The sequence below is a fragment of the Actinoallomurus bryophytorum genome (assembly GCF_006716425.1).
In the GTDB taxonomy this organism is placed as follows: Bacteria; Actinomycetota; Actinomycetes; order Streptosporangiales; family Streptosporangiaceae; genus Actinoallomurus; species Actinoallomurus bryophytorum.
On sequence record NZ_VFOZ01000001.1, the window covers coordinates 3,387,142 to 3,399,818 of the forward strand.

14 protein-coding genes and 1 tRNA gene are annotated in these 12,677 nt (G+C 68.1%); 7 read left to right on the forward strand and 8 right to left on the reverse strand.

Annotation, left to right across the window (positions count from 1 at the left end; genetic code table 11):
* Positions 1-39 precede the first annotated feature (39 nt).
* The 4 genes from FB559_RS15800 to FB559_RS15815 are packed head-to-tail and all read left to right on the forward strand — an operon-like array spanning position 40 to position 2,108.
* A complete protein-coding gene (locus tag FB559_RS15800) occupies positions 40-723 on the forward strand; it encodes a DUF881 domain-containing protein (RefSeq protein ID WP_246121632.1) in 684 nt (227 codons plus the stop codon).
* The gene (locus FB559_RS15805; protein ID WP_246121634.1) at positions 704-1,342 is read left to right on the forward strand and encodes a class E sortase; all 639 of its coding nucleotides are present in this window, start codon (positions 704-706) and stop codon (positions 1,340-1,342) included. The genes FB559_RS15800 and FB559_RS15805 overlap by 20 nt, the downstream gene beginning before the upstream one ends.
* The gene (locus FB559_RS15810; RefSeq protein WP_141956328.1) at positions 1,342-1,530 is read left to right on the forward strand and encodes a hypothetical protein; all 189 of its coding nucleotides are present in this window, start codon (positions 1,342-1,344) and stop codon (positions 1,528-1,530) included. The genes FB559_RS15805 and FB559_RS15810 overlap by 1 nt, the downstream gene beginning before the upstream one ends.
* Positions 1,530-2,108 (forward strand): anthranilate synthase component II, encoded by a 579-nt coding sequence (locus FB559_RS15815; protein ID WP_141956329.1) that lies wholly within the window; start codon positions 1,530-1,532, stop codon positions 2,106-2,108. The genes FB559_RS15810 and FB559_RS15815 overlap by 1 nt, the downstream gene beginning before the upstream one ends.
* A gap of 241 nt (positions 2,109-2,349) precedes the next feature.
* On the opposite strand, the gene pknB is transcribed toward FB559_RS15815, so the two are convergent.
* The 7 genes from pknB to FB559_RS15850 are packed head-to-tail and all read right to left on the reverse strand — an operon-like array spanning position 2,350 to position 11,255.
* Positions 2,350-4,167 (reverse strand): Stk1 family PASTA domain-containing Ser/Thr kinase, encoded by a 1,818-nt coding sequence (gene pknB, locus FB559_RS15820; protein WP_141956330.1) that lies wholly within the window; start codon positions 4,165-4,167, stop codon positions 2,350-2,352.
* A gap of 22 nt (positions 4,168-4,189) precedes the next feature.
* A complete protein-coding gene (locus FB559_RS15825) occupies positions 4,190-5,533 on the reverse strand; it encodes a serine/threonine-protein kinase (RefSeq protein ID WP_141956331.1) in 1,344 nt (447 codons plus the stop codon).
* A gap of 2 nt (positions 5,534-5,535) precedes the next feature.
* The gene (locus tag FB559_RS15830; protein WP_141956332.1) at positions 5,536-6,969 is read right to left on the reverse strand and encodes a peptidoglycan D,D-transpeptidase FtsI family protein; all 1,434 of its coding nucleotides are present in this window, start codon (positions 6,967-6,969) and stop codon (positions 5,536-5,538) included.
* The gene (locus FB559_RS15835) at positions 6,966-8,465 is read right to left on the reverse strand and encodes an FtsW/RodA/SpoVE family cell cycle protein (RefSeq protein ID WP_141956333.1); all 1,500 of its coding nucleotides are present in this window, start codon (positions 8,463-8,465) and stop codon (positions 6,966-6,968) included. The genes FB559_RS15830 and FB559_RS15835 overlap by 4 nt, the downstream gene beginning before the upstream one ends.
* The gene (locus FB559_RS15840) at positions 8,465-10,024 is read right to left on the reverse strand and encodes a PP2C family protein-serine/threonine phosphatase (protein WP_141956334.1); all 1,560 of its coding nucleotides are present in this window, start codon (positions 10,022-10,024) and stop codon (positions 8,465-8,467) included. Before FB559_RS15840 ends, FB559_RS15835 begins: the two co-directional genes overlap by 1 nt.
* Entirely contained in the window at positions 10,021-10,503 is a 483-nt protein-coding gene (locus FB559_RS15845) for an FHA domain-containing protein FhaB/FipA (protein ID WP_141956335.1), read from the reverse strand. Before FB559_RS15845 ends, FB559_RS15840 begins: the two co-directional genes overlap by 4 nt.
* 11 nt (positions 10,504-10,514) lie before the next feature.
* Positions 10,515-11,255, reverse strand: coding sequence for an FHA domain-containing protein (locus FB559_RS15850; protein ID WP_141956336.1), 741 nt, complete (start codon positions 11,253-11,255; stop codon positions 10,515-10,517).
* Between the two features lie 107 nt (positions 11,256-11,362).
* Between FB559_RS15850 and FB559_RS15855 the strand changes: the two genes are divergently transcribed.
* Positions 11,363-11,445: transfer RNA gene (locus FB559_RS15855), tRNA-Leu, on the forward strand.
* A gap of 319 nt (positions 11,446-11,764) precedes the next feature.
* Positions 11,765-11,962: a hypothetical protein gene (locus FB559_RS15860; protein ID WP_141956337.1), complete on the forward strand. Its 198-nt coding sequence runs from the start codon at positions 11,765-11,767 to the stop codon at positions 11,960-11,962.
* Between the two features lie 330 nt (positions 11,963-12,292).
* Here FB559_RS15860 and FB559_RS43890 read toward each other — a convergent pair whose 3' ends face one another.
* A complete protein-coding gene (locus FB559_RS43890) occupies positions 12,293-12,442 on the reverse strand; it encodes a hypothetical protein (protein ID WP_185792235.1) in 150 nt (49 codons plus the stop codon).
* Between FB559_RS43890 and FB559_RS43895 the strand changes: the two genes are divergently transcribed.
* Entirely contained in the window at positions 12,433-12,603 is a 171-nt protein-coding gene (locus FB559_RS43895) for a Clp protease/crotonase-like domain-containing protein (RefSeq protein WP_185792236.1), read from the forward strand. The two genes, FB559_RS43890 and FB559_RS43895, sit on opposite strands and share 10 nt — an antisense overlap.
* Positions 12,604-12,677: the final 74 nt, after the last annotated feature.

The window sequence follows — 12,677 nt, forward strand, 5'->3', positions numbered from 1 at the left end:
CGCCACGCCATCCCGGCTCTCACCCTCTTCGCGGGCACATTGTTCTCCGCCAGCGCGAGTACGGCGCACGGCACCGACCTGCGCGGCGGCAGCCGTACCAAGGTCACCGAACTCATCGCCCAGGAGCAGCGCGGCTACCAGGGCTCCCAGAACACCTACCGGCAGCTGCGGCGTCAGGTTGACGAGCTCGGCCGCCAGGCCGGCCGGCGGGACGCTCGGGTCCTCGCCGCGCAGCAGGACGCCGACCGGCTCGCCGCGCTGTCCGGGTTCACGGCCGTGAGCGGCAGGGCCGTACGCGTCTCGCTGGACGACGCTCCGCGTGACCAGCGCGTTCCCGGGGAGCCGAGCCCCGATGACCTCGTCGTCCACCAGCAGGACGTTCAGGCCGTCGTCAACGCGTTGTGGGCCGGAGGCGCCACCGGCGTGCAAATAATGGACCAACGACTGATCTCCACCAGCGCCGTCCGCTGCGTAGGCAATACGCTCATCCTTCAGGGAGTCGTCTACTCGCCGCCGTTCCGGATCACCGCCACGGGCACGCCCGAGCGGCTGCGGGCGGCGCTCGCCGCCTCGCCGGAGATTCAGATCTACCGACAGTACGTCGACCAATACGGACTCGGGTACACCGTGAAGACCCTCCAGAAGACCACGTTGCCCGCCTACACGGGCAACGCGACGCCGAAGTACGCAACGGAGCCTGACGGTGCGATTGCTCATCCGTAGCCTCGGCGAGCTGTGCATCACCGCCGGGCTCATCATGCTGCTCTTCGTCGCGTACGAGCTGTGGGGTACCGGCGCGTACACCCAGGCACAGCAGCACAAGCTGGGCGACGAGCTGACGCGTTCGTGGGCCACCAGCGCTGGCAATGTCACCACCGAGCGCGTACGCCTCGGGCACGGCCTCGCGCTGATCCGCATTCCCCGGCTCGGCAAGGGCTTCCACTACGTCGTCATCGAGGGCGTCTCGATCGCCGACCTCCGCAAGGGTCCCGGGCACTACCCGGGTACGGCGATGCCCGGTCAGATCGGCAACTTCGTCGTCTCCGGCCACCGCACGACCTACCTCGCGCCCTTCAACAAGCTGGGCGAGCTGCGCGGCGGCGACAAGATCCTCATCGACACCCGCGCCAACCAGTACGTCTACAAGGTCACCTCGACGAAGGTGGTGCAGCCCAGCGACGTGAGCGTCGCGGCGCCGGTGCCCGAGCACCCGAAGGCGAACCCCACCAAACGGCTCATCACCCTGACCACCTGCAACCCGAAGTACTCCGCGGCACAGCGGCTCATCATCTTCGGCCAGCTGATCTCGACGACACCGCGCGTGAAGGAGGCCGGTACCTGATGTACGCGTGGCTGTGGCGGCACCTGCCTGGCAACACGGTGGGGCGGGCCTGCGTCACGCTGGCCGCCGTGATCATCTTGGGTCTCCTGCTCTGGTACTCCCTGTTCCCCTGGGTCGAGCCGAAGCTCCAGTTCGACCACGGCACGGTCGGCGGCGGCACCTCGGCCCCCGCGAGCCCGAATCCCTGATGCTCCCCGGCCAGGGCCGGCGCGTCCTCGTCATCGACAACCAGGACAGCTTCGTCCACACGATCGTGGCCTACCTGCGCGAGCTGGGAGCCGACTGCGCCGTACGCGACCGGTCCGACACGGCGTTCGCCGATGTCGACGCCTACGACGGCGTCCTGCTCAGCCCCGGCCCCGGACGCCCCGAGGACACCGGGGTCTGCCTCGCCATCGCGGCGGCCGCCCAGAGACCCGTGCTCGGCGTCTGCCTCGGCCACCAGGTCATCGCGACGGTCTTCGGGGGTACGGTCGGCCACGCACCCGAGATCGTGCACGGCTACACCAGCGAGATCCACCATGACGGGGCAGGGGTGTTCCAGGGGCTTCCCGAGCCGCTGACCGCCACCCGGTACCACTCGCTCGCGCTGGACCCGGCGACCGTGCCGCCCGATCTCGTCGTCACGGCACGCACGGACGACGGCGTGATCATGGGCGTACGGCACCGTACCCGGCCCGTCGAGGGCGTCCAGTTCCACCCCGAGTCGGTGCTCAGCGCGGCCGGGCACGATCTTTTCGCGAATTGGCTCGCGCACGCTCTGTGAGGTTCGCAGGCAGCGGATCCGCCGCGAAAAGATCGGCAAAAGAATGCGGCCGGCAGGCGTAACGCCGATGAAGCTGAATCTGATTCACCTAACGAGGGCTTCCGCCGTTGCCCCCGAGCGGCGGAGGCCCTCCCTCATGCCCGGGCCCGGATGGCTTCGCCCCGGAGCCCCTCCTGACATGACAAGGCCCCGTACGCCTGAGGCGTACGGGGCCTTTCGTCATGAGCCTGGCTGGGCGGCCCTAGTCACCGCCACCGCCACCGCCACCGCCTCCGCCGCCCCCGCCGCCCGGGAACGTGGGTCCGCCCGTTGGGAACGTCGGACCGCCCGGAGGCTGCTGCTGTGACCTGGAGACGGTCAGCGTGACCGTGCTGCCGCGGTTGACCGAGTCGCCCTCCTGCGGGTTCTGCTCCAGAACCCGGCCGCCCTCCTGGCCCGGAGGAGTATCGACGTAGTTGACCGCCACGTGGAAGCCGTGGCTTTGCAGGTCCGACTTCGCGTCGTTGAGCGACTTGCCGACCTCGTAGGGCACGACGGTCTTGCCGGGGCCGCCGGAGATCACGAGCGAGACCTCGCTGTCCTTGTCCACGTTGGTGCCGGCCGCGGGCGACGTGCCGATCACGCTGCCCTTGGGCACGGTGGTGGAGGCCTTCGTCTCGTTCGAACCCACCTTGAGGTGGGCGTCTTCGAGCTTGGACTTCGCCTCGTCCTCGCTCAGACCCTTGACCGAGGGGACCTTGACCCTCGCCTTGCCGAGCGACACCGTGAGAGTGACCTGGGTGGTGGCCACCTTGGCCTGGTCGATCTTGGTCTGCGGCGCCGGGTCGACGGTGAGGATCTGACCCTTGTCGACGTTGTCGTCGTTTTTGTTCTTGTAGTGGATGTTGGCCTCGGGGAAGCCCAGCCCGACCAGCTCCTGCTTGGCCGCGGCCTTGTCACTACCGACGATGTCGGCCGGGATGATGACCTGGTTGCCGCTCTTCGGCGAACCGCCGGCGAAGAAGATCATCGCGATCGCCACGATCGCACCCACCGCGAGGAGACCAACGACCGTCCAGATGGCGATCTTCTTGCCGTTGCCCTCGTCCCGCTCCGGCTCGGCGTAGTTGACCGGGGGCAGGTCGTAGCCCATCGTCGACGGCCGCATCGCCTGCGTGCCGGGACCGCCCTGCATGACCTGGGTGCCGGAGTTCATCGCCATCGTCGGCGCGGAGACCGGCATGCCCTGCTGGGCACGCTGGATGTCGGCCCGCATCTCCGACGCGCTCTGGTAGCGGTAGTTGGGGTCCTTCGCGAGCGCCTTCATGACGATCGCGTTGGCGTACTGCGGGATCGACGGGTCGATCTGCGACGGCTGCGGCGCCTCTTCACGTACGTGCTGGTAGGCGATGGCCACCGGGGAGTCGCCCTGGAACGGCGGCCGGCCGGTCATCAGCTCGTACAGCACGCAGCCCGTGGAGTAGATGTCGCTGCGGGCGTCGACGCGCTCACCGCGTGCCTGCTCCGGCGAAAGATACTGGGCCGTGCCGATGACCTGGGCGGTCGCCGTCATCGTGGCGGCGGAGTCGGCGAGCGCGCGTGCGATGCCGAAGTCCATGACCTTGACTTCGCCGCTGTTGGTCAGCATCACGTTGGCGGGCTTGATGTCCCGGTGGACGATGCCGCCGCGGTGGGAGTAGTCCAGGGCGCGAAGGATGCCGTCGACCATCTGCAGGGCACGCTCGGGAGCCAGCCGCTGCTCCTCGTGGAGGACGTCGCGGAGGGTACGGCCCTCCGCGTACTCCATCACGATGTACGGGACCGGATTGTGGTCGAGCATGTCCTCGCCGGTGTCGTACACCGCGATGACGGACGGGTGGTTCAACGATGCGGCGGACTGCGCCTCGCGGCGGAATCGAGCCTGGAACGTGGGGTCACGGGCAAGGTCAGACCGAAGCGTCTTGATCGCGACCACACGATCGAGCCGAAGGTCGCGAGCTCGGTAGACCTCGGCCATGCCGCCACGCCCGATGACACCATCGAGTTCGTAGCGGCCACCGAGTAGCCGAGGCTGTGTCATATCTGGCACTTTCCCTAGTCGTCTACGCCCTGCCCTCAGAACCTAGCGCGCCTTCGGCACTGCTTGACGGCTGCGGGTCTGGAGAGGTCGGCGGCGAATGGGTCGCCGGCTTGGTAGGCGTCCGCGTTGGGGGCTTGATCGTGTGTGTCGGTTTGCTGGTCGGCGTCGCCGAGAGACTCGGCGTCGGAAAGGGGATCGGTCCTGAGGGTACTGACTCGCTGGGCTCCGGCCGATCGGTCGGCGTGCTGCTGTCGGGCTCCCGGCTGAACTGCCTGGTAGGCGCAGGACGCCCGGCAGGCTCGACTCGGTTGCCGTCGACGAGTTTAGTGTGCCCCGAACCCTTCCACAGTGTTCCGGCCGCGAAGACCGCCGTACCCACCAGGACGGCCGCGCATGCCAGCGCGACGACGAACCTGCCGGTGTTCCGGCGCCTCGCGGCCACCGTCGCCGGCCCATGGGAGCGCGTCTCGTACGCGAGCGGGTCGTGGAAACGCGTCCCCGCCTCACCGCCGACCGGCACCGCCAGCGTCTCGGCGCCGACGTCATCGGCGTCGCCGCCGGACTGCCGGAGCATGTGGATCTGGTCGGCGACCTTGTTCGCTCCGAGCGGGCGATCTTCGGGGTCCTTGGCCATCAGGGCGCTGACCAGCCCGCGTACGGCCGGCGGCACGTCCGTGGGCAGTGGCGGAGCGTCCTCGCGGACGTGCATCAGCGCCAGCGCGATCGGGGTGTCCGCGGCGAACGGCGGCATGCCGGCCAGGCATTCGTAGGCCACGACGCCGAGGGAGTACAGGTCGGAGGCCGGTGTGATCTTGCGGCCCGTCGCCTGCTCCGGCGAGACGTACTGCGCGGTTCCCATCACCTGGCCGGTCTGGGTCACCGTCGCTCCGCCGCCACGGGCGATGCCGAAGTCGGTGATCTTCAGGACGCCGTCGGCGGTCACCATGAGGTTGGCGGGCTTGATGTCGCGGTGGATGATCCCCGCGGAGTGCGCGACGTGCAGCGCGCGTGCCGCCTGGCCGATGATGTCAAGGGCGGTGTCCGTGCTGAGCCGGCCCTCGACGGACAGGATCCGCGACAGCGTCTCGCCCGGCACCAGCTCCATGACGAGGTAGGCCTTGTCGTCCTGCTCGCCGTAGTCATAGACCTGCGCGATGCCGCTGTGCTGCAGCGACGCGGCGAACCTCGCCTCGGCACGGAACCTCGTCCGGAAGCTCTCGTCGGAGAAGTAGACCTCCTTGAGCAGCTTGACGGCGACCGGGCGGCCGAGCAGCTCGTCGGTGGCCTTCCAGACCTCGCCCATGCCACCGGAGGCCAGGCGCTCGTCGAGGCGGTATCGGTGGTTGAGGACGAGGGGGGTGGTCATGTCTAGCGCACCGCCTGGACGATACTCAGGGCGATCGGCGCGGAGTTTTCCGCACCGGTGCTGGAGGTGCCCCCCTCGGTGACGACCGCGAAGGCGACCTTCGGGTTGTGCTGGGGAGCGAAGCCGACGAACCAGTCCTCGTTGATGTTGCGGCCGGTCTCGGCGGTGCCGGTCTTGCCGGCGATGTCCTGCCCGCCGAGCACGGAGGTGGCGGTGCCGTTCGCCACGACGGCCCGCATCATCTCCTGGATCTGGCTCGCGGTGTCCGCGCTGATCGGGTGACCGAGCACCTGCGACTGCGCGGTGGACAGCTCGGACTGGTCCGGGGCGGTGACCCGCTTGACGAGGTAGGGCTTCATCTCGGTCCCGTTGTTGGCCACGGACTGCGCCACCATCGCCATCTGCAGCGGCGTGGCGGTCACGTCGCCCTGCCCGATGCCGGAGCGGGCCAGGTCGTCGCCCTCCTGCTGCTTGACCGGGAAGTTGGCGCTCGCGCTGTCCATGCCCGGCTCGACCTGGAACGGCTTGTTCCAGCCGAACTTCTCGGCCTGGGCGCGGAGCTTGGACTGGCCGAGCGTGCCGGCCAGCCGGCCGAACGTGGAGTTGCAGGACGCCGCGAAGGAGTTGATCAACGGGATCTGGCCGTTGCACTTGGCCTCGTCGCCGTCGGCGTTGGGAAGAGTGTGGCCGGAGGGGAGCACGAGCTCGCTGGCGTCGAAGGGCGTGTCCTTGTTCATCCCGCCGGACTCGAACGCCGTCGCCGTGTCGACGATCTTGAAAGAGGAGCCGGGGGCGAACGTCTCGTTCATCGCCTTGTTGAGCATCGGCTTGCCCGACGCCTTCTCCAGCCGGTCGGACGCCTTGGACGCCTTGGCGCTGTCGTGCGTGGCCACCAGGTTGGTGTCGTAGGACGGGTAGGACGCCATCGCGAGGATGGCCCCGGTCTTCACGTCGATGGCCACCGCCGCGCCACGGCCGGTGGTGTGCTGCCGGATACCGCTGTACGCGGCCTGCTGCGCCTTGGGGTCGATCGTGGTCTGCACGGTCGCGCCCGCGGGCTTCTTGCCGATCAGCATGTCGAACCAGTTGCGTACGGTCAGCCGCTTGTCGGTGCCGTCGAGCAGGCCGTTCTCGGCGCCCTCGATACCGGTGCGGTTGAACACGCTCACGAAACCGGTGACCGGGGAGTACAGCTCGCCCTGCGTGTAGACGCGCTGGTAGGTCTTCTTGTCGATCTTCTTCGACCCGGCGAGCTGGACGCCGCCCGCCATGATCGGACCGCGGTTGTGCTGGAACTGCTCGGAGAACTGCCGGGCGTTGAGCGGGTCGCTCTTGAGCTTGTCCGCCTGCGAGCCCTGGATGTAGTTCACGTTGATCAAGAGGACGGCGAACAGCGTCATCGCTGCGATCGCCACCCGGCGAAGAGGCTTGTTCACGCGGTGCTCACCACCTGGGTCATTCCCTCGTCCTGGATGGGCTGCGGTGCCGGGCGCCGCGCCGTGTCACTGATGCGGATGAGAATGGCGATGAGGATCCAGTTGGCGAGGAGTGACGAGCCGCCCTGCGCGAGGAACGGCGTGGTCAGACCGGTGAGCGGGATCAGCCGCGTGACGCCGCCGACGATCACGAAGACCTGCAGCGCGAACACGAACGACACACCGCCGGCGAACAGCTTGGCGAAGTTGTCCTTGGTGGCGACCGCGGCCTTCATGCCCCGCTGAACGATCAGCGCGTACGCCAGCAGGATCACCATGACGCCGGTGAGCCCGAGCTCCTCACCGAAAGAGGTGAAGATGAAGTCGCTGTAGGACAGCGGGGTGCGCCACGGCTCGCCCTGGCCGAGCCCGGTGCCGAGAACCCCGCCCTGGCCCATCGAGAACAGGCCGCGCATCAGCTGCCCGCTGTCGGCGATGTACTGGCCGCCCTTGTGCAGGCAGTCCGAGAGCGGGGTCTCGTTGACGATCTCTCCGTTGATCCGGCAGCCGCCGTCGAAGTACGGCTTGGGGTCCAGCCACGTCGCGATGCGCTGCTTGACGTGCGGGATCAACGGCGCCAGCAGGCTGACACCGGCCAGGAGGATGGCGCCGATCGCCACCCACTCGAAGCGTTCGGTCGCGATGTAGAGCATGCTCACGAACAACCCGAAGAACAGGATCGCGGTACCGAAGTCGTTCTCCAGGGCGAGCACGCCGAGGCAGATCACCCAGATGACCAGGATCGGGCCGAGGTCGCGGGCGCGCGGCAGCTTGAGCGGCCCGAGCGTCTTGCCGACGGTCGACATCGCCTGGCGCTTGTTGACGAGGTAGCCGGCGAAGAACGCGACCAGCGCGAGCTTGGAGAACTCCCCGGGCTGGATCGAGATCGAGCCGACCCGGATCCAGATCTTGGCGCCCAGCGCGCCGCTGATCGAGGAGGGCAGGAAGCCCGGCAGCGCGAGGAAGAATAGGCCGATCGCGCCGATCGTGTAGATGTAGCGCTGCACGATCTTGATGTCGCGCAGCACGAGCAGCGTGACGGCGAAGAAGATCATGCCGAGCGCGGTCCACTCGAGCTGGGCGTTGGTCGAGGGCCCGATGAAGGAGACGTCCTTGCCCGCCTTGATGGCGGCCTTCATGTCCGCGCTGGTGTTGAGGTCCAGCCGGTAGATCATCGCCAGGCCGAGGCCGTTGAGGAAGACCGCCAAGGGCAGCAGCAATGGGTCGGCGTACGGGGCGAAGCGCGCCACCACGAAGTAGGCGCCGGCCGCGAGGATGCCCAGTCCGAGTCCGTAGCCGTACATTCCCGCGGGCAGGGACCCGTCACGCGCCAGTCCGACCTGCGCGAACCCCGCCACTGTGACGACCATCGCGAAGATGAGCATCGCGAGCTGGGCGCTGCGCCGTGGGCGCGTCGCGACGGGTATGCCGGCTTCGTTGGTCGTTATGGAGCTCATCAGTGGTTACCAGGTGCGGGCGGGCATCCCTGCAGGGAGGTGGGGTGGCTCTTGCACTTGGCCGCCTCTTCGCGCAGCTGGTCCACCTTGTCCTGTGCGTGCGGGAGGTCGGCGACCGTGATGCCCTTGCGGACGGCCTTCTTGGATTCGGTGGTGAGGGTGTTCGTGCGGACCTCGGGCTGAGAAGGCTGGATCACCTTGTTGGTGCATCCCTCCTGCTGCTGGTCGCGGCCCTTCCAGACCGCGACGACGCCCTTGCCGTCGTCGGCGACGGAGGTCCGGCAGATCATGCCGCGCAGGTTGGTGATCGTACGGCGGGCGTTGCCCAGGCTGCTCAGGTTGTCGATGGTCTTCCTGACCGAGGACTGCGCACTCGGCGTGAGGTCCTCGACCTTGAGGTCCGAACGCTCCTTCAGGTGCGAGAGCTTCTGCCCCAGCACCTTGTCGTTCATCCCCTGGAAGATCACCACTTGGCCGTTGTCGGAGGCCACGTAGTACTGGCCCTGCACGCTGCTCCAGGCGACGTACGAGCCGCCCGCGACGAGTACGACCAGCACCATGGCGACCCCGACCAGCCAGGGCCAGCGGCGGCGCGGCTTGAGCGGCGTCAGCTGCAACGCGTCGTCGGCCTGCGGGGGCACCGCCTGCATGTCCGCGACGGTCACCGCCGACTGCTGCTGCGGCTCTCCGCGCAGCGCGGCGGCACGGTGTGCCGGGGACTCGCCGGCCATGGCGCCACCCGGCGCGGCGCCGGGGTGGTCGGCCTCACCGCGAGTGCGGGTGGCATTGTGCGCGGCACCGGCCACGATGGGCTTCAGCGGCGGTCCGGGCAGTGACTCCAGCTCGACGACGTCGGCGACGACACACGTGATGTTGTCCGGGCCGCCGCCGCGGTTGGCGAGGTCGATCAGCTGGCGTACGGCCTGCTCGGGTTCTACCGCGGCACTCAGCGCGTGGTGGATCGTCTCCGCGGTCACCACGGAGCACAGGCCGTCGGAGCACAGGAGGTAACGGTCGCCGAGCTGAGCCTCGCGCAGGGACACGTCGGGGTCGACCTCGCCGCGGCCGTCGAGCGCGCGCAGCAGCAGGGAGCGCTGCGGGTGCGAGGCCGCCTCGTCGAGGCTGATCCGGCCCTCGTCGACCAGCGACTGGACGAGCGTGTGATCGTGGGTGATCTGGAACAGCTCGCCGTTGCGAAGCAGGTAGGCACGGGAGTCGCCGATGTGGACGAGGGCCAGCTGCCGGCCGTTCCAGAGCATCGCGGTGAGCGTCGTGCCCATGCCCTGCAGGGACGGGTCGCCCTCCACGATGTTGTGGAGCGTCTCGTTCGCGCGGTGCACGGCCTGCTCGAGCACTCCGACGATCTCGTTGGCCGGGACGTCGACGTCGAGTGGCTTGAGGGTCTCGATCGCGGCGGCACTGGCGATCTCGCCGCCGACATGGCCCCCCATGCCGTCGGCTACAGCCAGTAGCCGCGTGCCGGCGTACGCCGAGTCCTCGTTGCCCTCGCGGAGCAGGCCGACGTCCGATCGTGCGGCGAAGCGTATTCCGATTGTCATTTGCGCAGCTCTATGACGGTTTTGCCGATACGAATCTGTGCGCCAACGGAAACGGGCTCCGGCCGGCTCACCTTGTCACGCCCGAGGAAGGTGCCGTTGGTGGAACCGAGATCCTCCACGAACCACTGACCGTTCTGTGAGAAGAGCCGGGCGTGCCGTCCCGAAGAGTAGTCGTCCCCGAGTGGCAGCGTGACGTCATTGCCGCGACCCATGACGATCTCGGTACCGAACAGATCGAGGGTCGTGCCCGCGCGAGCTCCCTGGGTGATGACGAGCTTGGTCGGCTCCGCGCGCCTCGCACGCGGAGCCGCCGGCTTGGGCTGCTTGGCGGGCTGTGCCGCCTTACGGGGGCGCAGCGCCTTCGCAGCGGCCTTGGACCCCCACAGGTCCGCGCGGATCACACCCACGGCCGCGATGACGAACAGCCACAGAACGGCTAGGAACGCCACCTTCATGAGGGTCAGAGTCAGTTGGTTCATCGGAGTCGGAGCTACTCCCTGTCGCGACGGAACACGAGGGTTGTACGGCCGAGAGTGACACGAGCGCCGTCGCGCAGCGTCACGCGTCGAATCGGCTGGCCATTGACGAAAGTGCCGTTGGTCGAGCCCAAATCGACCGCGACCACCTCCGGACCTTCGACCCTGATCTCGGCATGGTGCCGGGAAACTCCCGGATCGACAAGCCGAAGATCACAATCGGTGCCACGGCCCAGCAGAGTCACCGGTGTGGTCAGGTCGTACATGTGGCTCTCTTGGCCCTCGGTGCTGACGAGCAGGCGCGGCCGCCCACCCGAGAACCCACGCGACGGGGGCGGCATGTCGCTCATCGGCTGGCGGATCTCACCGCCCTCGACCGTCGAGCCACGAATGACGCCGGAGCGAATCCGGAACATGCCGGTACGCAGGTCGTCGGCGTTCTCGAACCGCACGCGTACCGGTCCCACGAAGGAATATCCCTGCTCCTTCGCGTGCTCACGTGCGAGGTTGGCGAGCTCTTGGCTCAGGCTGTCGGCATAGACCGCGAGCCGCTCGCCGTCGGGATGCGAGATCTCGACGACGAAGTCATTGGGGACCAGCGTGCGACCCTGCGCAACGATGGCGGCGCGCTCGTCCATCTCACGCTGGATGGCGCTGGCGACCTCCACTGGTTGCAGCTCCGACTTGAAAGCCCGAGCGAAGGCACCCTCCACCATGCCTTCGAGCCGGCGCTCGAAGCGCTGTAGGACACCCACGTGCACCTCCCTTCTCCACTGCTAGACGATCGTATCCGTGCGTTGGTTCGCATGAAGCAACCGAGTTTCGGCCACTGTTTGCGAGGTGCTAACCTCTGACACGCCACGGGCGAGTGGCGGAACGGCAGACGCGCACGGTTCAGGTCCGTGTGTCCGAAAGGATGTGAGGGTTCAAATCCCTCCTCGCCCACGCGGGGGCACCGACGAAAGTAGCCCCCTCAGAGTGTCGAAACAGCCCCCCCGCAGCAAGCGAGGGGGCTGTTTTCTTTGATGAAGGGCCAGCTTTCTGTGACTCAGGATGCTGAAGGGCCGGGTGGCTGTGGTGCTACCGGCCCTTCAGTCCGTTTTGTGGCCTTGGTGGGACAAGAGTGATCTACGTTACTCAGGCGGCAGGTGGGTCGATGTGTCCTGTCGGGGTCCAGGTGCCCAGAGGTTTGGGTTTTTTGTGACGAGCTCTTCGGTGGGGCAGCCCGTCTGGACCGGGAAGCGTGGCGAACCAGGCGTTGATCTTGCGTTCGTTCGCGTGGGCGAGCTGGAAAGCCAACAGGATCGACACGACCTGGAAACAGGCGTGGATGGTCGCCTTCGGCCAGCACGCGAACCTTGACGCCGACGCTGTCGACGCCGCACGATCCGTCCCGGCGGCCTCGGAAGAGGACGCCGCCCAGGTCGTGCACGCCGATTTCCACCGGAAGATCACCGCCTGAGAGATCGAAGAAGGGGGGCCTTCACCGCCCGGTGGAGGCCCCTTTTTTCTCGTCTCGTCCGGCGAAGCGGTCCGGCAGGGTCGGACACGAGCCGCCGTCGGACTCAGGCCATGACAACACCGCGCGTTAGCTCCTTGACCTCGCGAACACGACGATCGTGCCGGGCCGGTCGCGACCGAGCCCCTGCCCCATATCTCGGTGTACGCCCATGCCTCTCTTGCGGGTAGAGAGGTGCCGAGGTGGGAGTTCTTCGCCGCTGCGCGCCGCAGAACGGGCGCGACGCCCCCCGCCGTGCGACGCTCGGAGGCGCTGACCGCTCCGGCAACTGGCCTACCACCGCCCGACGCCATGCTCGCCGACGCCATGCTCGCCGACGTCACGCGCGTCGGCATCGTGCGCGGGGCTCGCGCGCGTACGGGTCCCGGTGGCGACGGCGAGCGCGGCCGCGATCGTGCCGGCCAGGGTCGTGCGTGCGGGCACGTCGTGTCGGCTCCGCGTACGAACAGGACGGCCTGTCCCTGGACGCCGCGCTGGCCAATGAGTGGCGCCAAGGCGAGGTGGCGCTGGAGGCGGAGGCCCGTAAGGGCGCCACCCGTTTCACCCGAGGCACCGGCCGTCACGGCGACTTCGACGCGACCTGACGCACGAACGACCAAGCCTCGCGCTCCCCACCGCCTCCGGATCTTGAAGCGGACGTAGGGGTGAGTTGAGGGTT